The 22,832-nt window shown below is 47.9% G+C and carries 17 protein-coding genes; 11 read left to right on the top strand and 6 right to left on the bottom strand.

Annotation, left to right across the window (positions count from 1 at the left end; genetic code table 11):
* Positions 1 to 109 precede the first annotated feature (109 nt).
* On the top strand, positions 110 to 2,104 hold the full coding sequence (locus tag LSE01S_RS04435) for a KUP/HAK/KT family potassium transporter (protein ID WP_061776425.1): 1,995 nt from the start codon (positions 110 to 112) through the stop codon (positions 2,102 to 2,104).
* 305 nt (positions 2,105 to 2,409) lie between these two features.
* Here LSE01S_RS04435 and yjeM read toward each other — a convergent pair whose 3' ends face one another.
* Together yjeM and LSE01S_RS04445 are read right to left on the bottom strand one after the other, a co-directional pair.
* On the bottom strand, positions 2,410 to 3,921 hold the full coding sequence (yjeM, locus tag LSE01S_RS04440) for a glutamate/gamma-aminobutyrate family transporter YjeM (protein WP_061776426.1): 1,512 nt from the start codon (positions 3,919 to 3,921) through the stop codon (positions 2,410 to 2,412).
* Between the two features lie 53 nt (positions 3,922 to 3,974).
* Positions 3,975 to 5,390, bottom strand: coding sequence for a C69 family dipeptidase (locus LSE01S_RS04445; protein ID WP_061776427.1), 1,416 nt, complete (start codon positions 5,388 to 5,390; stop codon positions 3,975 to 3,977).
* Positions 5,391 to 5,675: 285 nt separating this feature from the next.
* On the opposite strand from LSE01S_RS04445, the gene LSE01S_RS04450 reads away from it, so the two are divergent.
* The 5 genes from LSE01S_RS04450 to LSE01S_RS04470 all read left to right on the top strand — a co-directional run bounded on the left by LSE01S_RS04450 (position 5,676) and on the right by LSE01S_RS04470 (position 13,618).
* A complete protein-coding gene (locus LSE01S_RS04450) occupies positions 5,676 to 6,560 on the top strand; it encodes a YitT family protein (RefSeq protein ID WP_061776428.1) in 885 nt (294 codons plus the stop codon).
* A gap of 22 nt (positions 6,561 to 6,582) precedes the next feature.
* The gene (locus LSE01S_RS04455) at positions 6,583 to 9,711 is read left to right on the top strand and encodes a type I restriction endonuclease subunit R (RefSeq protein ID WP_061776429.1); all 3,129 of its coding nucleotides are present in this window, start codon (positions 6,583 to 6,585) and stop codon (positions 9,709 to 9,711) included.
* Entirely contained in the window at positions 9,708 to 11,357 is a 1,650-nt protein-coding gene (locus LSE01S_RS04460) for a type I restriction-modification system subunit M (RefSeq protein WP_061776430.1), read from the top strand. Before LSE01S_RS04455 ends, LSE01S_RS04460 begins: the two co-directional genes overlap by 4 nt.
* Complete coding sequence (locus tag LSE01S_RS04465; protein ID WP_061776431.1) at positions 11,354 to 12,544, top strand: restriction endonuclease subunit S; 1,191 nt, start codon at positions 11,354 to 11,356, stop codon at positions 12,542 to 12,544. The genes LSE01S_RS04460 and LSE01S_RS04465 overlap by 4 nt, the downstream gene beginning before the upstream one ends.
* Before the next feature lie 156 nt (positions 12,545 to 12,700).
* Positions 12,701 to 13,618: a site-specific integrase gene (locus LSE01S_RS04470; protein WP_061776432.1), complete on the top strand. Its 918-nt coding sequence runs from the start codon at positions 12,701 to 12,703 to the stop codon at positions 13,616 to 13,618.
* Here the strand turns inward: LSE01S_RS04470 and LSE01S_RS04475 are convergent.
* Complete coding sequence (locus LSE01S_RS04475; RefSeq protein ID WP_156470472.1) at positions 13,611 to 14,150, bottom strand: restriction endonuclease subunit S; 540 nt, start codon at positions 14,148 to 14,150, stop codon at positions 13,611 to 13,613. The two genes, LSE01S_RS04470 and LSE01S_RS04475, sit on opposite strands and share 8 nt — an antisense overlap.
* A gap of 82 nt (positions 14,151 to 14,232) precedes the next feature.
* On the opposite strand from LSE01S_RS04475, the gene LSE01S_RS04480 reads away from it, so the two are divergent.
* The 4 genes from LSE01S_RS04480 to LSE01S_RS04495 all read left to right on the top strand — a co-directional run bounded on the left by LSE01S_RS04480 (position 14,233) and on the right by LSE01S_RS04495 (position 18,211).
* Positions 14,233 to 14,736, top strand: a complete 504-nt coding sequence (locus tag LSE01S_RS04480; protein ID WP_082622346.1) for a restriction endonuclease subunit S — start codon at positions 14,233 to 14,235, stop codon at positions 14,734 to 14,736.
* Positions 14,737 to 15,062: 326 nt separating this feature from the next.
* On the top strand, positions 15,063 to 15,251 hold the full coding sequence (gene thmT / locus LSE01S_RS04485) for a 2-hydroxymuconate tautomerase (protein ID WP_061776434.1): 189 nt from the start codon (positions 15,063 to 15,065) through the stop codon (positions 15,249 to 15,251).
* 175 nt (positions 15,252 to 15,426) lie between these two features.
* Positions 15,427 to 16,929 (top strand): glycerol kinase GlpK, encoded by a 1,503-nt coding sequence (glpK, locus tag LSE01S_RS04490; RefSeq protein ID WP_061776435.1) that lies wholly within the window; start codon positions 15,427 to 15,429, stop codon positions 16,927 to 16,929.
* Positions 16,930 to 17,047: 118 nt separating this feature from the next.
* Positions 17,048 to 18,211, top strand: coding sequence for an ArgE/DapE family deacylase (locus tag LSE01S_RS04495; protein ID WP_061776436.1), 1,164 nt, complete (start codon positions 17,048 to 17,050; stop codon positions 18,209 to 18,211).
* A gap of 45 nt (positions 18,212 to 18,256) precedes the next feature.
* On the opposite strand, the gene LSE01S_RS04500 is transcribed toward LSE01S_RS04495, so the two are convergent.
* A complete protein-coding gene (locus LSE01S_RS04500; RefSeq protein WP_061776437.1) occupies positions 18,257 to 19,069 on the bottom strand; it encodes a Cof-type HAD-IIB family hydrolase in 813 nt (270 codons plus the stop codon).
* A gap of 214 nt (positions 19,070 to 19,283) precedes the next feature.
* Here LSE01S_RS04500 and LSE01S_RS04505 point away from each other — a divergent pair, with 214 nt between their 5' ends.
* Complete coding sequence (locus LSE01S_RS04505; protein ID WP_061776438.1) at positions 19,284 to 20,648, top strand: RsmF rRNA methyltransferase first C-terminal domain-containing protein; 1,365 nt, start codon at positions 19,284 to 19,286, stop codon at positions 20,646 to 20,648.
* Between the two features lie 54 nt (positions 20,649 to 20,702).
* Here the strand turns inward: LSE01S_RS04505 and fni are convergent, their stop codons facing one another.
* Complete coding sequence (gene fni, locus LSE01S_RS04510) at positions 20,703 to 21,740, bottom strand: type 2 isopentenyl-diphosphate Delta-isomerase (RefSeq protein ID WP_061776439.1); 1,038 nt, start codon at positions 21,738 to 21,740, stop codon at positions 20,703 to 20,705.
* Positions 21,741 to 21,750: 10 nt separating this feature from the next.
* Complete coding sequence (locus tag LSE01S_RS04515) at positions 21,751 to 22,824, bottom strand: phosphomevalonate kinase (RefSeq protein WP_061776440.1); 1,074 nt, start codon at positions 22,822 to 22,824, stop codon at positions 21,751 to 21,753.
* Positions 22,825 to 22,832 lie beyond the last annotated feature (8 nt).

Here is a 22,832-nt window from a genome sequence, read left to right on the forward strand (position 1 = left end):
ATTTTGGTCAGAATTAGATCAGTCACTTACTCAAGTGCTCACCGTTGCTTGGGTTTTGGCAAGGACAACTCTATCATATGCAGTAGCATCAAGTTAGGGGGGTCTAGCCATGAAAATGACGACAAGGTCGTTATCCGGCGTGGGCATGATCATTACTTTAGGGATTGTGTACGGGGACATTGGAACCTCGCCGCTCTATGTCATGAATGCCATCATCAGTCAGTCGGGGCATCAGGGAGCAGCCGCGACCACACCGATTATGTTGGGGAGCATTTCATTAATCTTTTGGACCTTGATGCTAATCACGACGATTAAATATATTCTGTTGGCTATGCGGGCCGATAACAACCATGAAGGCGGGATTTTTGCCCTATATGCCTTGGTTCGGCCACACGCTAAATGGTTAATCTTTCCAGCCCTGGTCGGCGGGGCAGCCCTACTAGCCGATGGGACGTTAACTCCGGCCGTGACTGTCACATCTGCGATTGAAGGATTAAAGGGCCAGACGTTAGGGCCCTTACACTTTAGCACCGGACAAGGTTGGGTCCTGTTAGTCGTTACGGGGATTCTCTTAGGTTTGTTCCTGGTTCAACGGTTTGGAACGGAAATGATCGGTTGGTCATTTGGACCACTGATGTTGATCTGGTTTAGCTTCATTGGCATCGTGGGTCTGCGCAACCTGTTGGCGATGCCAACGGTCCTGCGGGCCCTGTCGCCAGTGTACGCTATCACGTTTCTCTTCAGTCCCGTTAATCGCCACGGCATCTTCATCCTGGGAAGTATCTTCTTGGCCACCACGGGGGCCGAGGCCCTATATTCCGACATGGGGCAAGTGGGCAAACAAAACATTTATGGCACGTGGCCATTCGTTTACCTAACGCTCATGCTGAGTTACTTGGGCCAAGGGGCCTGGGTGATTCGCCATGGTGCTGAGATGGCCGTCAGCAGCCCAGCCAATCCATTCTATGCAATGGTGCCCGGACGCTGGCAAATCTTTGCGATCGTGATTGCCACGGTGGCCGCCATTATTGCCTCGCAAGCGTTAATTACCGGATCATACACACTAGTCCACGAAGCGATTAGCCTGAAGCTGTTACCGCGGTTACGGATCAAGTTTCCTGGTAACGTGAAGAGTCAATTATATATCGCCACAGTGAACTGGATTCTCTGTGCGGTAACGCTGTCCATTGTTTGGTACTTCCGGACCTCGGACAACATGGAAGCCGCTTATGGCTTGGCCATTACCGTGACGATGTTAATGACCACGATGCTGCTACATGCCTTCCTGATGCAAAAGCATCACCGGGCATTGGCGCGGGTGTATGTCATTAGTTTTGGTCTGTTGGAAAGTTTGTTCCTGTTAGCGAGTCTCGCCAAGTTCGTGCATGGTGGGTACGTGACGTTGCTGATTACCCTGCTTATTTTGACCGTCATGGTCTTCTGGTACTACGGCAATCTTCGTCGTGATGCCCACCTGGCCGAAACGGAAGATGTTTCGCTCTCGGAATTTTTGCCGCAACTCGAGGCTTTAAGCGCCGATGATGGGATTCCGTCATTCTCGACGAATCTGGTCTATTTGAGTCCGGTCACCAAGGACTATCAAATTAAGCGAGCCACGATTTACTCCATCTTAGACCAACAACCCAAGCGGGCCCGAGTCTACTGGTTTGTGACCGTTAACGAGGCGGACACGCCATACGAATGTTCCTACACCATCGACACTCTGGGGACCCGGAACGTGATTGATGTCCAACTCTACTTGGGCTTCAAGAAACCCCAACGCTTGAACGTCTATCTGCGGCAAATCGTGAACGACCTATTGGACGAAGGCTTGATTGATGATCAAACACCACCTTATTCCAGTATTCCGTTCCGGCGGGTCGGGAACTTCAAGTTTGTCATGTTGAATCAACAATTCCAAGACCTCGGGGTCCAAGGCGAAATGTCTACCTGGGATCGACTACTGATTGGCGGGCGGTTGTTATTACAACGAATCACGTTATCGCCAACGCGGTGGTACGGCTTGGAATTCAGTGATGTTATCGAAGAACGGGCCCCGCTGTTCATCGGTCAACAACCCGATCGAACCTTGCGTCGCCGGTAAGCCTTGCACCCAGCAACCTTTCCTTGGTTGGTGGGTGTTTTTGTGTGGTTGGGGGGACCGCCGTCTCCGACCGCCAGTGCGGGTGTTCGCTGTGGAGACCGCCACCAGCCAAAAGAAGCTTTGATCAATTGGCTTTAACCCCCGGCGCAAGTGGGTAAGGGCTGGGCTATCGTAGTCACCAATTGTATGAGAATATTCTTCGGTAACTGGGGGAGTTTCCTCGGATAATAAACGGGGTAAGTTTATCAGAGCCATAATTTTGGCAAAAAAAGGGTGCCCACAGCGGGCACCCTTTGATCGTTAAATTAGTTTTCGTCAGAAGCCGTCTCGGTAATATCATTGCGCTTTTGGGCGTTGTGATAGAAGATCCAAGCTACGGCACCGAAGAAGATCGGTCCGATAATCGTCCAGAAGGCGGTCATATAGTCATGTTCCAACATTGGTTCCAGACAGGTAAAGCCGATCCCACCAACCAGAACGATCAGAACCAACGTGACAATGACGTTGGTCCAGAGTCGACTGGTGAAGACTTCGAATGGTCGGTCCAGGTCCTGACGCTGCTTGAAGAATGGGAAGGCCCCAATCAAGAAGAGGTAAGGGAAGGACGTTGAGACGTTAGCCATGTCGGTCAGAATCAAGTAAAACTTATTTGCGGCAGAACCCCCGAAGGCTACCAAGAAGATGAAGACGGCTACCACGATGGCTTGTAACCACATGGAGAAGGCCGGCAAACCAGCCTTGTTTAATTTCGTCATCTTCTTAGGCCACAGTTTTGGAGAAGACCCCATGATGAAGGACTTCAATGGGGAGTAAACCAGCACGAAGAAGGAACCTAAGTAAGCCATGAACATGCTTAGTCCGGTGAAGCGGGCTAAGAGTTGGCCCATGGTAGCGGCGGTGCTAGCGGAAAGGTGCATGGCCTTTCCTAAGACTAGTCCGAGGTTATTCATCAGGACGTAAGAGATGTTCCCCAGGTTAACTTCGTCACCACCTAGTACTTGGTGCCAGTTGGTGCTGATCCCCCACATGAAGATGGAGAGGGAATACATGATGGTGATGGCAATCGTTGAAATGATTAACCCCTTAGGAAATGTCTTTTCCGGCTTGTCCATGCTATCGGTAATCCCACCCATGGATTCCATGCCGGCATAGGCGAAGACCGCATACGTGATGAAGGAAAGCAGGGCTAGTGGGGATGAGAAACCAGGATTTGGTGAGCTAACGAAGCTGTGAATCCCGTGAATTGGTTCGGCGAGTTGGCCACCGTTTAGGAACCAGATGACGATGCTGGCCACGAAAAAGACCCCGGTCAGGAACATCACGAAGAAGCCCCCGAGTGAAGAAATCTTGGCGATGGAGTTCATCCCCCGTGTCGCGAAGAAGGTCACGGCCAGGATCCAGAAGATGCCGAGTAACCCGACCGTTTGTGTTGAGGATAAGCCTAAGAAGGACCAGGTCTGTGTTTGGTCACTCCCAGAAATTAACGTGGAGAGTGGAATCCAAACCTTGGTGGAAGTGGATAACATCCAGATGATCCATGAGGATAACCAGATGAAGGTCCCAATGAACGCCCACTTTTCACCGATGGAACCAGCCAACCAAGAGTAAATTCCTCCCTTGGCCTCCTTGAAGGCGGACCCATATTCGGCCAGCATCAAGGCACTTGGCAAGAAGAACAATAACGCAGCTAAGATGTACCAGATAATACTGGCGTAACCCATTTGGTCATAAGCAACGGTCGTGTTAGCGAAACCGTAGATGGCCGAAAAAATCATTAAGATCAGGCTCGAAACGCCGATCTTTTTTTGCTTTCCCATGATGATATCTCCCATTTATAGTGAAGCCGCTCAATTAGCGACCCCCACCTTGTTTATAGATTTAGGTCCTGGTGATAGTTCAGCGGACCAAGGTCGGTGGCCTGAGTGATTAAGGTCGCGGCCAGCTCTCGGTAACGCCGAATTCCCAATGCGGCGTTGGCGAAGGCTTGTTGCGTTAAGAAATGGTTCAGTTCGGGGCCAGATAATTGACTGCCAACTTGATCCGTGTGTTGGACGGATTGCTTGAAGGCGATCCGCAGATCCTTTTGAACGGCGCTGACGGTTGGCCAGGCCTCGTGATAATGAGCATCGGTCAGGACGCTCACCAGCTTGTAGACCCAGTAAGCCGACTCGCTGTCATAGGTCTCGGTTCCCAGATGATACGCATCTGGTGTGCTGTCAATGCCGGCGTAGAAGGGTACGTAGACACTTTGAGCGGCGACGCCCATGGCTAACCACTGAATACCAGCCAGGGCGGGGTCCAGGTTGGGTCGGACCTGCAAGACGTGTGATTCCTGGGTCTTGGCCAAGCTGATTGGCCGGAATGCCGTTCGTTGTTCGGGCGAACCGGACCCAACGGGATCGTAAGGTGTTTCCTCATAGTGACTACTTAAGAAAGCCTGGGCATCGTCAACACTCAGTAGCCGATCGGCATACTGAATAAACGGTAAGTCAAATGCCTGGGGTTCTTGAACAACACTTGGGGTCAAGATCTTTTGCCCATACCAAACCCGTGGGGTGTTGTAGTACAGGTCGGATTGGTCTTGGGTCCCAAAGATATCCCGCCAAATGAATTGATTGCGATGCGGATTCAAGTGATTGTCGGCAACAAACTTTTGCAGGTCGCGGGCAAACATGAAGTTATCGGCATCGTTGAAATCGATGGCTTGGATGGCCATTTGATTGGCAACCACGGTGTACCCGTTGGCAGGGATGCGTTGGGCAACCCAGTAGTGGCCAGCACCCGTTTCCAGGTACCAGGCCTCCTGTTGGTCGGCGAAGAGAATCCCGTTTGATTCGCTGGTTCCGTAGTGTTCAATCAATTGACCTAGGCGAGCGACCCCTTCGCGAGCGGTATGGATGTAAGGCAAGACCACGGTAATCATGGCCTCTTCACCCAAACCATCCTTAACCAAAGGATCGGCACCTAAGACGCGCTCATTTGAATAGGTACTCTCGGTACCGCTCATGGCGACGCCAAATTCGTTGAAGCCGTCCTCTTCGAACAGGCCATACTTAGCCGTCCATTCGGGCGTGGCCGTATATTTCGCAGCGTGCAGGGGTAACGGCATGGTAAAGCCATTATCCTGACTGACAAAGGTTTGCGGCGTGGTTGCGGTCGTTGCTGGGTGAACGACGAAGTGTTTTGGCCAAGCGGCCTTGGCATCTTCGTTACGCCCAATGATGACAGACCCGTCGGTGGTTGCCCGGGGGCCAATTAAAATACTCGTGCAAGCCGAATAGTTCAAACGGAGCGCTCCTCTCTTTAATGAATAAAATTACGTTTTCTATTCTATCATGTTTCGTGGAAAACCGGGACTTTTCGGCAGAATTTGCATTGAATTATTTATATTTTTTGGATATTCAAATATTTATACATTTTAAGCTAATATATTCATTAAAAAACTTAAACGACTTAAAGAGTCGTCGCGAGAAACGAGGGAATCATTTGGGGAAGCCCAGAAAACTTGAGCCATTTAACCATTAAATTAGGTATAATGATGGGAGCAACGTTTCTGGAAAGGGCGACAGTTATGGGTAACAAGCAGCAGCGCGAGCTGGCTAAACAGTTTTTGATCATGGTCATGTCTTCAGTGGTTAGTGCCATTGCACTGAACGAATTCCTGGTACCAGGGAAGATCTTCTCGTCAGGAATTAATGGGGTTTCACAGATTATCGCCACGATTCTTCAGATGGTGAACCTGCACGTGAGCACGGGGTGGTTCATCCTGCTCTTCAACATCCCAATTGGCCTGTTAGGCTGGTTCAAGGTTGGTCGGCGCTTCACGCTGTATTCGATTATCGTGGCGATCTTGACCTCCGTACTGACGATTGTCGTGCCCGTACATAATATTTCGAATAATCCACTATTAGCGGCCCTATTTGGGGGAATTCTTTCCGGTGTTTCGATTGGGTATCCCTTGAAATATGGCTTCTCGACCGGGGGGATGGATATCATCGCCGTCGTCTTGGAGAAAACCACTGGTCGAACAATTGGAACCCTCATGATGATGATTAACTTGACGATTGTGGTGGTGGCCGGGTTTATGTTTGGCTGGGAGAGTGCGCTATACACGATCATTTCCATTTACGCGATGTCTCGCGTCGTCGATGGCATTCATACCGGGCATCAGAAGTTAACAGCCTTCATCGTGACCAGCCACAAGCAAACGGTGGTTGATGAACTGAACCGCACGCTGATTCGGGGGATCACGGTGTTGCCGTCCACGGGTGCCTATACCGGCAAGGAAAATAACGTGCTGATGGTGGTCATTTCTCGTTATGAGCTGTATGACCTGGAGCAGGCCGTCAAGGAAGTCGATCGCCATGCCTTTGTTAACCTGGTCAACACCATCGACATTGAAGGAAACTTTATTAGTCAGTCGGAACAGCGGGAAGCGAAGCAGGCCCAGCAATAGAAAATTGAGAGGATTGACAACAATGGACGCGGAATTAGATTTTGAAAACAAGTTGATTGGTTACCTTGAACAGATTGGTGGGACCAAGCAATGGCAATACGTGCCGGATATTACCCAGACGGAACAGTTATGGGCTAATTTTAAACAGATTCTTGAAAAAAATAATCAGGATAAAATTGATGAACCTTTGAGTGATAACGAGTTTGCGCAGGTAAAAAAACAAATTGATGATTTGGAAACGCCCTATTTAGCTGGAAAGTTTTTGTATGGACTGAATGGAGTTTCCCAGGTCGAAATTGACATGGATGACGGTCGTCATATCTTCCTCACAGTGTTTGATCAGGCCAATGTGGGGGCCGGAAATACTGTCTATCAGGTGGTGAATCAGATTGAACGGCCACATAAGTTGGCTGGCTATCGTGACCGGCGCTTCGATACCACGTTGTTGATTAACGGACTACCAATTATTCATATTGAAGAAAAGGCCGCAAATCATAATGTTACAGAGGCGCTGAACCAGATGGAACAGTATGCCACTGAAGGGCAGTTCACAGATATTTATTCCACGGTGCAAATTCTAATTGGGATGACGCCGGACGATACCCGTTATATGGCGAATACGACGGCGGATAAGTTCAACTTTGACTTTGCCTTTCACTGGCAGCGGGAAGATAATAATCAACCTGTTATGGACTGGCGAGACTTTTTGAATCGGATGTTGTCGATTCCCATGGCGCATCAGATGGCGACTAACTATATGATTCTGGATGGCACCCAGCATCACCAGATGTTAAAGGTGATGCGGCCATATCAGGTGTATGCGACGCGCAAAGTTATTCAACAGATCAACGAGGCTAGTTTTAATTTGGATAGTCAAAAGCTGGGATATATCTGGCATACGACCGGTTCAGGGAAGACCATCAGTAGTTTCAAAACAGCTTGGTTGGCTTCAAGGCTACCCAATGTCGATAAGGTCGTCTTCATTGTGGACCGGATTGCCTTGACTCAACAAACGGTTGATAATTATTCCGCCTACGATCCGGATACCAATGATGAAAATAAAAATGGGGTTGTTACGGACACCGCGAACGTCAGCGTTCTTGGCCAAAAAATCCGGCAAAAGGGCGGCGGCATCGTGGTTACATCGATTCAAAAGCTGGATCGACTGGTTCAACGGGCTAACTTTAAGAAGCCCGATCAACATATCGTATTTATTGTTGACGAAGCGCATCGTTCGACCAGTGGTGACATGTTGCAACGGGCGAAGGCCGGCTTCCCCCATGGTGCCTGGGTCGGCTATACTGGGACGCCAAGTTTTGACGGCATCACGACGCAGGAGATCTTTGGGGACTTACTTCATGCCTATACCATTCGTGAGGCCATTGCGGATCGAAATGTCTTGGGATTTAAGGTCGACTTCAACACGACGCTGTCGGAGGATGTGTTGAAGGAACAATATTTACCCGCCTTCTATCAGGAGAAACATCCTGACTGGACCCAGGAACAGATTAAATACAAGATTGACCATTTATCCCGTGAAGATATGGATGATTCCGTTAATTCCGGTGTCTATGATGACAATGACGATCATGTTAAGTTGGTCGTCGATGATATTCTAAATAAGTGGCGAAACCGGTCCGTTTCCGGTCGTTACAGCGCCATGTTGACGACCCATGTTGGTGGTGGGAAAGCCTCGTCACCCATGGCAATTAAGTATTTTGAGGAGTTCCAACGGCGGAATGCCGAGCTTCCCGCTGACAAACGGCTGAAGGTCGCAGTGACATTTAGTCAGGATAATTCCAATGGCAATCATATGTTGCAGACCAACCAGGGCTTGCACAATGCAATGGCGGCCTACAATGAGCTATTTGGAACGGCCTTCGGGGATGATACTGTAAGGGAATATACCGAGGACGTGGTGTCTCGGTTGAACCGGAGTATCAGTACCGATCCCGAGGATTATCTAAATATCGTGATTGTTATTGACCAGTTGCTGACGGGGTTCGATGCCCCATACTTGAATACCCTGTATGTCGACCGGACCATGCAGGGAGCTAACTTGATTCAGGCGTACTCCCGGACCAATCGGATTCAGGATATGCAACAGAAGCCTTATGGCCGAATCGTTAACTATCGTTGGCCAGCACAGGCTGAGAAGCTCATGAACGAAGCCTTGCGGACATATGCGGACCGGAATTCGGCGAATATTCAAATTGGACTGCCAAATGTTGATAAAGGCGGTGGGGGTGTTATTGCTCCAGATGTTGGCGCGACAAAGGACCAGGCCAAAAAGCTTGTCAAACAGTTAGCAGAACTGACGGATGGTTTTGACCATATCTCCGCCAGTGAGGCCAAGCAAGACCAGACCTTGGACCTGTTAAAGCAATATAATCATGCGATGGCCCTGCTAAAACAGGACGATTCATATGATTATGACCAACCGGATAAGCTCTTGGAAAAGATTGGAATTACACCGGATCAAGAAGTTCGACTAACCAATACAATTGCTAATAACTTAACAGAGGCCATCGTTGGACGTCATCCCGACAACAACATCAACTACGGTGATTTTGATTTGCAGATGGAACATGTCAATGAGGTCAAGGTTAATTATGATTACCTTGAAGAACTGATTGCACAATTCCTGAATGAAACCAATGATGGCGATCAAGATGCCGCAGATGAAACTTTTGGTAAGATTAATGATATGGCTGATCAACTGACTGACCGTCAATATGGTCAACAGGTTAAGCGGATGGCTGCGGATATTCACAACGGTCAATTGGACCATGACTTGGTCTCGGAGTATCCCGTCAAGTCTTCGTCAATTAAAGGAATCTTGGCGGAACACAATCAACGGAGTCGGCGGACTGTCATTTTGGCTTTTCGGCAAAAGTGGGGACTGGTCGATGCCGAGGGTGTGAAGGACGAGATGAACTTGATCCTGGATCGGCACATTACGGGTAACGATGACTTGAGTGAGAATAACGAACTGACGGATATTATTACCAAGGGTCAGCGCTATTACAAGACGGATGCGACGGATAAGAGTATTCAAGTCTTGTCAAAGATTAAGTATCGTAATCAACTACGGAGTGAATTTACGAAATTCGCCGACCAAATCAATCAAGAATTTAAGGAGCAACTATGAGTAAAAGAGAAGAAGCACAAGACATGACGTCGCGGTTGTGGGCCATGGCCAATGATCTGCGAGGAAATATGGATGCCAGTGAGTTCAGAAACTATATCTTAGGATTCATGTTTTATCGGTATCTCTCGGAGCATCAAGAACAACACTGGATTAAATCCAAAGTTTTTGATGTTGCAGAAGGGCAGTCTGTAAATGATGCCTATACGGCAGCGGTTGCTGAAGATGGGGTTGACGACTATCTAGAAGATGCTGCGAGTGAACTAGGGTATGCGATTGCCCCAGAGTTCACTTGGCGGACGATTACGCAAAAGGTGAATGACAGTCAGATAAAGCCTTCTGATTTTCAAGATATGTTTGATGAATTTGATAAAAACGCTCAATTAAACAGCAATTCACAACAGGACTTTCGTGGGATTTTTAACGATGTTAACTTGGGGAATTCACGGCTGGGCAATTCGACGGTTTCACGGGCGCAAGCGTTGAGTCAAATCGTTCAGTCCGTGGATACCTTTGATTACAATGATGAGGCAGGTCACGACATCTTGGGGGATGTCTATGAATACCTGATTGCAAAGTTCGCAGGTAACTCCGGGAAAAAGGCCGGAGAATTTTACACGCCGCATGAAGTTTCCAAGGTTTTGGCTCGTTTGGCCACACTGGACGTTCAAAGTGGCAGTAGTCAATTCAGCGTTTACGACCCAACCATGGGGTCCGGATCGCTGTTGTTAACCGTTCAAGAAGCGTTAAATGAACAGGGGGATCATGACCGGGTTCACTTCCATGGCCAGGAATTGAACACCACAACCTATAACCTAGCACGGATGAATTTGATGATGCATGGGGTGGAATATCAAAACATGGATCTTCGAAATGGGGATACGTTAGAGTCTGACTGGCCAGACGGAACCGATGCCGATGGTGTCGATCATCCCCGGAGCTTTGATGCCGTGGTTGCTAACCCGCCATACTCTAGCAAGTGGGACAACAACGCGAACAAATTGAAGGATCCGCGTTTCAAGGATTATGGGAAGCTGGCACCGGCATCGAAGGCGGACTTTGCCTTCCTCTTGCATGGTCTTTATCACTTGTCAGATACCGGGAAGATGGCGATTGTCTTGCCACATGGAGTCTTGTTCCGTGGTGCTGCCGAAGGAACGATTCGCAAGGCCTTGATTCAAAAGAATTATTTAGATGGGGTTATCGGAATGCCGGCTAAATTGTTCTACTCTACTTCAATTCCGACAACTGTTTTGGTATTTTCAAAGCACAAGACGACGAAGGACATTTTCTTTATTGATGCGTCGCAAAATTTTGAAAAGGGTAAGAATCAAAACTACTTACGGGATCCGGATATTGATAAGATTATCGATACCTATGTGAAGCGGGAAGATGTCGACAAGTATGCCCATAAGGCTGAGTTGGCAGAGATCGAAGAAAATGAATTCAATCTAAATATTCCGCGTTACGTGGATACTTTCGAGGAAGAATCGCCTGTAGACGTTGATAAGTTAGTTGCGGACATGCAGGAAACAGATAAGCAGATCGATGAATTACAGAGCAGTTTAAGTGAGATGCTGGATGATTTAGTTGGTCAAGACGCTGACGCTCAACAGCAGCTTGAGGCTCTTAAGAGGATTTTTAAATGATGGAGAAGAAAAAGCAAATGAATCCACGGATCCGGTTTAAGGGATTTGGGGATGATTGGGAGCAGCGTAAGTTGAAACAGATTGTCACGTTACTAAAAGATGGAACACATGCATCGCATGCTGAAGGCGCAGCTGCATTTCTTTTAAGCGCTAAAAATATTTATTCCGGAAGGGTTCATTACGATAACTCAGATAGAATGATTAGTTTTAGTGATTACGAAGATATTTATAAGGGCTACACCTTGAATGAGGGAGATCTGCTCTTGACATGTGTTGGTTCGCTCGGACGAACTGCAATATTTCATAAGAGTAATGTCCTTATTGCGTTTCAAAGATCGGTGGCAATCATTCGAGGAGACTCAGAAATATCGAATGAATTTTTGAAATATGAATTACAAACTGATGATCTTCAACAACAGATCAATTCTAAAGCAACCTTGTCGGCTCAGTCAGGAATTTACTTGGATGACATTGGGAACCTAGAAATTTTGTTTCCGAGCTTAAATATGCAATCGCGGCTCGTGGATACTTTACGTAATATTGATTCCCTTATCGCTGCCAATGAGAAAAAGGTAAGACAATTAAAACTACAAAAAAAGTTGCTGTTGCAAAGACTTTTTTCGGTAGAATGGCGATTTAAGGATTTTAAGGACCCTTGGGAGCAGCGTAAGCTAGGTGATATTGTTAAAATTACTATGGGACAATCACCACTGTCAAAAAATTATACTAGTAATCCTAGCGACCATATATTAGTTCAAGGTAACGCGGATATTAGCTCTGGAATGGTGAAACCGCGAGTCTGGACCACCCAAGTAACTAAGACTGGTGATAAAGGAGATGTTCTTTTAAGTGTGAGAGCCCCAGTTGGTGAAGTTGCAAAAACACAATTCAACATTGTTCTTGGAAGAGGTATGGCAGCCATCAAAGGAAATGAATATATCTTTCAGATGCTGAAGTATTTAAAGGAAATAGACTTTTGGAGCACTAAAAGTACCGGTTCAACATTCGATTCGATTAATTCGAAAGACATTAAGAACGCTGAAATTGTAATCCCTGTAAATCTGAATGAAGTAGGTATGTTAGGAACACTTCTATATCAATGTGATTCCCTTATCGCTGCCAATGAGGAAAAGGTGGAACAGCTTAAACAAGTCAAGAAGTTTTTGATGCAGAATTTGTTTGTTTAATATTTATTCAATCAAGTAGGCTACACACTGCGGTTGAGCGACAGTGACTGGATGTTGTGAGCTATTTTACTGGCACTTTGAATATTCACTCAGATATAAAAGAGTTGATTAATCGATTAAAGATTAGTCAACTCTTTTAGTTTTGGGGGAATGGATATGAACAATACTCAAAGGTTTTACCAATACTTCAGCCAGTGGATGGAGTTGTATAAGCTGGGTGCGGTCAGGTCAGTGACTTATAAAAAATATGAGATGACTGCCAAACAATTAACAAAATTAGCACCAGAGTTGAAGATGTCAGAACTTACTCGATTGAGTTATCAGCAACTTTTGAATGACTATGCTGAAACACATGAACGTCAGACGACAATGGATTTTCATCGCCATTTAAAAAGCTCGTTGTTAGATGCGTTGGAAGAGGGCCTGATCAGTCGGGATCCAACTAGGAAGGCCATTATCAAGGGGACGCCGCATCAGCAGCATAAGATTAAGTATTTACATCAGTATGAACTGCAAGCACTCCTAAATGAATTGCATCTTGAAGGTGAAGTGAACTGGGACTATTTTATTTCGCTAATTGCCAAGACTGGCTTGAGATTCGCGGAAGCTTTAGGAGTCACGCCAGAGGATTTTGACTTCGCTCATCAGACCTTAACGGTGAATAAGACTTGGGATTATAAATCCAGTGAAGGCGGATTTGCGCCAACCAAGAATGATTCATCTGTACGAAAAATCCCCTTAGACTGGCAAAGTGTGATTCAATTTTCTCAATTAACAAAGGGGCTGCCAGAAGATAAACCGATATTTGTTAATGGCAAGATCTACAATGACACAGTGAATCATTATCTTGAGAGACTTTGTAAACGGGCACAAGTGCCGGTAATTTCGGTTCATGGGCTTAGACATACACACGCTTCTCTTTTGCTATATGCGGGTGTTAGTATTGCTTCAGTTGCACGAAGATTAGGCCACTCTAATATGACTACGACACAACAAACTTATTTACACATTATTCAAGAACTTGAGAATCAAGACAATGATAAGGTGATGAAACATTTGGCCAGTCTTATTTAGTTAATATGTTTTTTCTTAAGTGAGCTTCTGTTGGTAAACATGACCACAGATGCTTATTTTTGTCTGGTCGTTCATTGGCAGCGATAAGGGAATCCATGTGTGAAAGAAAAAAGCTGATTGCATCCTGTTCTCTTTTAGTCGTTGGAATTGAGAAAACAAACTGGCCGTATTCATTGGAATTTATTCCTGGCTGTCCCGATCGTTGTGAATAAATCTTTACAAATTTCAAATATGACTTAGTTAGTGTCTGTTGGAAAATATAACGTGGGTTGTATTCCTTCTTTGTTCGTTGACAAATTAAAAAGCCCGCAAAATAAGCCTTTCCGATGTCTGAGGTATAAATAAATGTTTTTCCAACACTGGCACCTGTCCTGGCAAACAAAATATCACCGTCTTTAAGCAAGTATGAATCATCAGCATTGTTCAAAGGACTCTTAATATCGCTCAAGATAATTTGATGGGAATCTTCATCGATATCAGTAATCCTTATATATTTGTTTATTCCGTCATATGTCGTTGCAGCCGTATTCATTCCATAAGATAGACTATCGGAGACCTCTTGAAGCTTACGCTGCTCCCAAGTAAATGGAATAAGTTGAAGCGTTGGGGCAACGATTACCTGGGAGCAGCGTAAGCTTGGTAGTTTATTACAAGTTCATTCAGGAAGAGATTATAAAGAACTTGGTAATGGAACAATACCCGTTTATGGAACTGGTGGTTATCTTACAAGTGTTGATTCTTGTTTGTCAGAAACGGATGCAATTGGTCTCGGTCGAAAGGGAACAATAAACAAACCGCAATTTTTAGAAGGTCCTTTTTGGACAGTAGACACACTGTTTTATATGACCCCCAATAGGAAGATGAATTTATATTTTCTTTTCACATTAGTTTCAAAAGTTAATTGGCTTCGATATGATGAGTCAACTGGTGTTCCTAGTTTGTCAAAGTCTACAATTGAGGCAGTGCTTGTTCATACTCCAGAATATGAAGAACAACTTAAAATAGGTGTGCTTTCCCATCATGTCGATTCTCTTATCGCTGCCAATGAACGACAGCGTGTGCTGATTAAAAAAGGATCAATAGAAATCATGCAGCTTACTATTATTAATATTCTATAATTTGAATCAGAAGTTTATAATGGGAAATCGGCAATTTCTTCAGAGAATAATCTCAAAAAATTGGGCGCTTGGTGTGAAATCATTCCCCGGTATTGTAATTTGCATTAAAACTCATCAAATCTCTCAAAATGCCTAGATATTCATTCAATCCTCCAGGTAATATTTACTGTCCACCCACAACAACTTAGTAAATCAACCAAACAATCATCACTGAGAGTTATTGCTCCAAAAATTCAATGAATCTAACAACCATTTCCAGTTGTTCCACCCCAAATTTCTCGGTATAATAGCCTTATCAAAACCAACCAAAGAAGGGAATGTCAACTATGCCAATCGTAAACATTGACCTGATCGCTGGCCGATCACAGGAGCAGCTTAAGGCTTTGGTACAAGACGTCACCACCGCTGTTACTAAGAACACGGGCGCTCCAGCAGAACACGTCCACGTGATTTTACGTGAGATGCAACCGGACCGTTACGGGGTTGCGGGTGTCCTCAAGAGCGACGAAAAGTAAAAACATTTCCGAAAACTTATAAACCGCCACCATCGCTGATATTTCGGCTTTGGTGGCGGTTTCATTTGTAAAATCGTTTGGCTTGATCGCAAGTTTTCGGTATACTGGGAACCAAGTGCGATATCACGGCATTAATAGGCCGTTGCTAACAACGAATGAATGGAGAGTCTAAACGATGAATGATCAACAATACATGATGGCAATTGACGAAGGGACGACGAGTACCCGCGCTATTTTATTCGACCGGCACGGCCAAATTGCAGGGCAGGCACAGCGTGAATTCCATCAATATTTCCCCCAACCAGGTTGGGTCGAACACGATGCCAATGAAATCTGGAATGCAGTTCAATCCGTGATTTCGGATGCCTTAATTGATTCAGACGTCCAACCTTACAAGGTCCGTGGGATTGGAATTACCAACCAACGGGAAACCGCCATTATCTGGGATAAGAAGACTGGCGAACCCATCTACCACGCGGTGGTTTGGCAATCTAAGCAAACCAGTGAAATCGCCGACCAATTGAAGGCCGACGGCTACGAAGACATGATTCACGAAAAAACTGGGTTGGTGGTGGACTCCTACTTTTCCGCGACTAAGATCCGTTGGATTCTGGACCACGTTGAAGGGGCTCAGGAACGCGCTGAACGCGGCGAACTACTCTTTGGGACCATTGACACCTGGATCCTCTGGAAGCTCACTGGCGGCCGGGTACATGCGACCGACTACACCAACGCTAGTCGGACCATGCTTTACAACATCAATGATTTAAAGTGGGACGATGAAATCCTGAAGATTTTGAACATCCCAGCTTCCATGTTACCCGATGTTCGGTCTTCATCCGAAATCTATGGTTACACTGCTGGGTATACCTTTAGTGGGGTGCAAGTGCCAATCGCCGGGATCGCTGGGGACCAACAAGCGGCCTTGTTTGGCCAAACGGCCTTTGACAAAGGGATGATCAAGAACACCTATGGAACCGGGGCCTTCATCGTGATGAATACCGGTGATAAACCAACAATTTCCCACAACGGGCTCTTGACGACCATTGCCTATGGGATCGATGGCAAGGTTACCTATGCCCTCGAAGGGTCCATCTTCGTCGCGGGTTCAGCCGTTCAATGGTTACGTGATGGGATGCGTTTCTTTGAGCACGCCAGCGAATCTGAAAAGATGGCGGTCGATGCCAAGACGACCGGCGACGTTTATGTGGTCCCAGCCTTTACCGGGTTGGGGGCACCATACTGGAACCAAGAGACACGTGGGGCCGTCTTTGGCTTGACGCGTGGAACCACGCGGGAACAATTCGTGCGGGCCACGGTCGAAGCGATCGCCTATCAGACGCGGGACGTGGTCGACACGATGACCAAGGAAACCGGATTAAACCTGCAATCCCTGAGCGTTGACGGTGGGGCCGCTAACAACGACTTTTTGATGCAGTTCCAAGCGGATATCCTGGATACGCCCATCAGACGGGCGGCCATCAATGAAACCACGGCGTTGGGTGCGGCCTACCTGGCCGGCTTGGCCGTTGGTTTTTGGCCGGACCTCGATGCCATTCGCAAGATGCACAAATCCCGTGATGAATTCACGCCACAAATGGCTGAAGACAAGCGGAAACGTTGTTATGATGGTTGGCAAGCCGCAATTTCGGCAACCCAAGCGTTCCATCAAGATTAAAATTTGGGCACGACTCGTCAGGAGTCGTGCCTTTTTGGTCAGGCCAATCGTTTAAGGGAATGGCGTTGGTATTGTCTGAGTTAGTGGATATAAGAAGTAATTAAAGGAGGCATTGATCATGTCAATTTTTACCGATGAACAGAAGATTCAGCTTCTGAGTGATTTGGTTGCAATTCAGTCGGTCAACGACCATGAGGAACGGGTGGCCACCTATTTACAAAAGCTTTTTGCCGATTATGGTGTCGAAGCCAAACTTATACCGGTTGCTGCTAACCGGGCGAACCTCGTGGCCGAAATTGGTCAGGCGGGGCCGGTCCTGGGACTCTCTGGTCATATGGATGTGGTTTCCCCCGGTGAGGTCAGCCAATGGTCCAGTGATCCCTTTACGTTAACTGAACACGCCGATAAGTTGATTGGGCGTGGGGCCGTCGACATGAAGGCGGGGCTGGCCGCCATGGTGATTGCCATGATCGAGTTACATGCGGCCGGTCAACCTAAGCAGGGACGGATTCGGTTGATGGCGACCGTGGCCGAAGAGGTGGGTGAACTTGGTTCACAGGTGTTCTATGAGCAAGGCTATATGGACGACGTCTCAGCTTTACTGATTGGTGAACCCAGTGGCTACAATTTATTCTCGTCGCATAAAGGTTCGATGGATATCAAATTAACTTCTCGCGGCCAGGCGGCTCACAGTTCGATGCCGGAATTGGGGGCTAATGCTATCGATCCACTACTAGCTCTGTTGTATCAGGCCAACCGGGACTTTCGCCAGACCGATCGGCATAATGATTTTTTGGGTGACCTGACCTTCAACACGACCGTTTTTAATGGTGGGAATCAGGTCAATTCAATTCCGGAAACCGCGACGGCCGAAATAAACGTCCGGACAATTCCAGAGTTCGATAATGATCAGGTCACCACGGCGCTTCAACGACTGGTCGATCGTGCTAATGGTCAGGGGGCCCAAGTTGAAATGGCGGTCTACATGTCTCAGAATCCGGTACAGGAGCCCAAGGATTCGCCGCTTAGTGACTTGGCCGCCAGGATTGGGGCGCCATTCGCCGGGGGTGTGATTCCCAAGTTGGCCTTGCCCGCGGTGACGGATGCGTCGAACCTGTTGAAGGACAAAGGCCACCAATTTCCGTTTGTCGTCTTTGGTCCCGGTAACGAGAGTGCCCATCAAGTCGATGAGTTCGTGGATCGGCAGATGTTCCTCGATTTTTCCACCTTATATCAGTCATTATTTGTCGCCTATCTGGAAGACAAAAGAATTTATCGCTAGCAAAACAGCCGACATCATCGTGATGTCGGCTGTTATACGATACAGTTATTCAGCTAGTTTTAGGTAGTCCGTCAGATAATTGGCCAACCCATCATGATCATTGTCGAGAGCGGTCATGTCATTTGCTAGGGCCTTAATCGGGGCGGTAGCATTTTGCATGGCCACGCCCCAGCCGGCATAGTCGATCATCTCGGAGTCGTTGTGCTCATCACCAAATGCGATGATATTGCGTCGTTGCACGTTGTAATGGTGGGCCAGGAACTCGACTCCGGTGGCCTTTTGAACGCCCTTAACGCCCAATTCAACGACTGAGTTAGGCCCACCCCAAGGTGCGGCGTCGATTTCATCATCGAAATTGGTGCGCAAGTAATCCAGCAGCCCTTGTTGCTTGGTCCGGTCAACGGCAATGGTGAGGCTAGTGGGATTATTGTGAAGCGATTTCTGATTAAGGATCTGATTACTTTGAAGTTGAGTAGGGAAGAAACCGACCTCGACGGGTTGATCACGAACAGCGAGAAAGAGGTCCTTACCTTCGGCGGCAATCATGTGAATGCCAAGCTCCTCACGATGTTGGAGCAGGTCAAAGGCGATCTCGCGATTAAAGGTATATTGATATTCATCTGCGGATTGCTGATGAGGTACGTGACCTAAGCTTCCATTAAAGTTAATCATGGGGCCCGTCAGCTTTAGGTCGTCGTAAAAGTTCGCAGAGATCCGGTTAGGTCGCCCGGTGACAATGCTGACGATGTGACCAGCCTCGCGAGCGCGGGTCAGGACACTCTGGGTCTTAGCGGATATTTTGGCTTGAGAGTTGAGAGTCGTACCATCGAGATCGATGGCAATAAGTTTTCGTTCCATGCGGCGGCACCTCACAATTATTTTTTTGAAAAACGTGTGAATCAATCATCCTAATTTACCATATTTTCTGAAAATAAGCGACTATTTAATTTGGTCCTAAAGGGTAGAGGAGTCCTTTAGAAACGCGTATAATAAGTCGCGGAAAGTTTTTGTAGGAAAAGATAATTGTTATATACAAATAATTAGTTGCAACTAACAAAATGGAGCGATGATCGTGAATTTACCGCAAGACTTTATAATAAAATATCGGAGCCTGTTGGGTGATGAGGCCGAGGACTTTTTGGCCAGCTTTGATCAGCCAAGTACAACGGGGTACCGGGTCAATCCGAGTCACCGGAACTTGCCGGCCAGTGTGACGGCGGCTAAGTCCGTTCCTTACGAACCCTGGGGACACTTTGGCACGGTTAAGGGGCGCTCACTAATGCATCAGAGTGGTGCCGTCTACAGTCAGGAACCTAGCGCGATGTTTGTGGGTGCGACCGCCGCCCCGCAACCAGGCGATAAGGTTTTGGACCTCTGTGCGGCGCCCGGTGGTAAGACGACCCACCTTGCTAGCTATCTGCAAGGACAGGGGCTGTTAGTTACCAATGAAATTAATCGCAAGCGCGTCAAGGTCTTAGCCGAGAACGTGGAACGCTTTGGGATTCGGTCCGCCGTCATCCTAAATGAGTCGCCAGACCGGTTGAGTCCCATTTTTCCGGATTTCTTTGACAAAGTGTTGGTCGACGCACCGTGTTCCGGTGAGGGCATGTTCCGTAAGGATCCGGCTGCTATGCAGTATTGGTCCTTAGACTATGTTCAGGAGTGCGCTGACCGACAGCGGGAAATTATGACCGAAGCCGTTAAGATGGTTAAGCCAGGCGGGCAGTTAATCTATTCAACTTGTACGTTTGCGCCGGAGGAAGACGAACAGATGATGGCCTGGGTACTTAAGACCTTTCCTGATTTTCATCTGGCCCCAATCACCAAGCTTGGTGGTGTGAGTGATGCCCGGCCCGATTGGGCCGACGGCAATCCGGAATTGGCAAACGGCGCTCGGCTGTTTCCCCAGCGGATGGCTGGTGAAGGGCATTTCGTGGCTAAGTTGGTCCGTGATGCGGGTTCGGCAATGACAGTCCGTGGGACTGCCGATCTAGGACAACGTCTGACCAGCGAACAGCAGGGGCTGTGGCGCGACTTTGCACAACAGGTCATCGGGCAACAGCCCTTTACCGATCTGGTGACCGTGAAGGATCAACTCTTTGCCGTGCCCGCGGGACTCCCGGATTTGAAACGGCTACACGTTTTTCGTCCCGGTCTGCACCTGGGAACGTTTAAAAAGAATCGGTTCGAGCCAGCCTATGCTTTAGCATTAGCCAGCGCTGACTGGGACCTGAAGCGGTCATTGGCGATTGCCGATGATCAATGGCGTGCTTGGGTTCATGGTGAAACCTTTACCCTCGATGAAGCCCCGGCTAAAGGCTGGTACCGGTTAACCGCCGCCGATCAACCGGTGGGCTTCGGTAAAGTCGTGGGCCAGACGGTGAAAAACTTCTTTCCTAAGGGTCTGCGGTTCATGGTTTATGAAACTGATGAGTAATTAAGACCAAAGGAAGGCCCACTACCAACGACTATTGGTAGTGGGCTTTTTGTATTAGTAAATTAAATGCCGTTGGTCGCAATAGTTGAGTAAAGTTGGGGAAAGGAGCAACTGTTCTTGTCCAAGACTAGTCAAATCCCGGTGGCCCAGCAGGGTCATAATCCGTTTCAGATCGGTCTGCCAGTTTGTCAACAGGTGACTAGTTGTGGCCTCGTCGGTTGTCAGCAAGGTATGTAAGATATGACCCGCACTCCCAACCATTTGGGCACCCAATGCCAAAGCCTTGGCAGCATCTAACGGCTGACGAACCCCGCCAGTCGCAATGACGGCGAGTTCGGGAGTCGTTTGCGTCTCTAACAGTGATTCAACGGTCGATTGACCCCAGTCGGCCAGGTAGCTGAGCTCTTTGTCCGGCCGCCGGAAGTTTTCGATTCGGGCAAAGTTTGTGCCGCCACGGCCACCCACGTCCACGTATTGAACCCCAACTGCAATCAGTCTTTCAAGGGTCTCACGTGCCATGCCGAACCCAACTTCCTTCACGATGACGGGAACATCCAGCGCAGAAACGATATTGCCAATGTTATCCAGCCAGTGGAAGTCGCGGTCACCTTCAGGCATGACCAACTCCTGTGCCGTATTGACGTGAACCTCGAGTGCATCGGCAGCCAGCATGTTCACGGCCGTTTGGGCGGCGGCCACATCATGGTTAGCACCAATGTTGGCAAAAACAATGCCGTTGAGATTATTTTCTCGGAGTGGGGTGAACGTCTTAATGGCAGCGTCGTCTTTTAAAGCAATGCTTTGGGAACCACTGGCCACAGCCACGCCACTGTCAGCCGCGATCCGACCAAGGGCAGCGTTGATTTTACCGGTACGCGGGCTGCCACCAGTCATCGCTTCAATCAAAAAGGGATTCGTCAGAGTCAAGGGACCAAATTTCGTGGTCAGACTAACGTCGGCCAGGCCCATTTCGGGCAGACTCTGATGGACGAATCGTAGTTGGTCAAATTGGCTGTTGGCTTCGGTCGCGTAAAATTTTTCGGCTAAGGAGAAGTGTTCATCCTTACGATGGGCATGACGTGAGATTTCCATGATGAGCTCCTTATTCGATCACGTGATGGACGTTCAACTTTAGTGGCTCGATTCCACGAACCTGCCATTCTTTCAGAAGATGTGCAAGGTTATTGGCGGCATCAATGATGACAATACCGCAATCACCGCCACCGGCACCGGAAGATTTAGCGGCTCCGCCAACTTGAACGGCGATGTCACACATCGTCTTCAACAGGGTGGTTTCGATAGTGACGTGGCTGAGCCGGGCTAGTCGATTCAAGAGATCCCGGTTTACTGCGATCTCGTGTTGAATGGCGGCGAGGTCTTGATTGTGGAAGCCATCAATCATGCGGTGTAAGCAGTCACGACTCTCGTCGAGGAAGGCGTGATATTCTTGACGTTGCGTTGCCTTGAAGATGGCAACCTTATCCACGAGGTGTGAGGTGGAGGCGGGGGTTCCCGTCCATCCAATCATTAATTCCAGTGATTCAGGTGGTGTTAAAAGTTCGATCTGTAGACCGGGCCAGGTCGTGGTTAAGAGGTCGTTCAGGGATAGTTCCCGGCGAGCGGAAGCTAACCAATCGTGATCGAAGGCCTGGTAAGCAATCCAGCCCCCGTAAACGGAGGCGGCAATGTCTCCCAGTGAGCCGTTTCCTTGAACATCCAAGTGGGCAATCGCCGCCAATTTGAAGAGGCGGTCCTTGGTCATTGGAATATCGTAGAACTGGCAGAGCGCCTTGATGGTGGCGACGGTGACGGCAGCGGAAGAACCTAAACCGTATTTTTTGCCGTCGGCACTATCCAGGTCGCTATTTACGTTAAGGTGATACATTGCTAGGGGCTTACCCAAGACTTGGGCGTATTGCTCCGTGAGTCGGATGGCCGATAGGATGTAATGAAATGGATTATCACGATTGTCAAAAACGAGCTCGGTTCCCTGGCGTTGCCAGTAAAGGGAGTTCTCTTGATATTGCTTAGAGGCGATCCGGCCGTAATCTTGGCTGGGGGTGATCGTCACGGTGACGAACTGGTTAAGGGCAACGATAATTGCCGGATAACCAGGCTCCACCACCGCATATTCGCCAGCAATATATAGTTTTCCGGGTGCTTGCGCGGAAATCAAAAAATCAG

Origin of the sequence: Levilactobacillus senmaizukei DSM 21775 = NBRC 103853 (assembly GCF_001592085.1) — a bacterium.
Classification (GTDB): Bacteria; Bacillota; Bacilli; order Lactobacillales; family Lactobacillaceae; genus Levilactobacillus; species Levilactobacillus senmaizukei.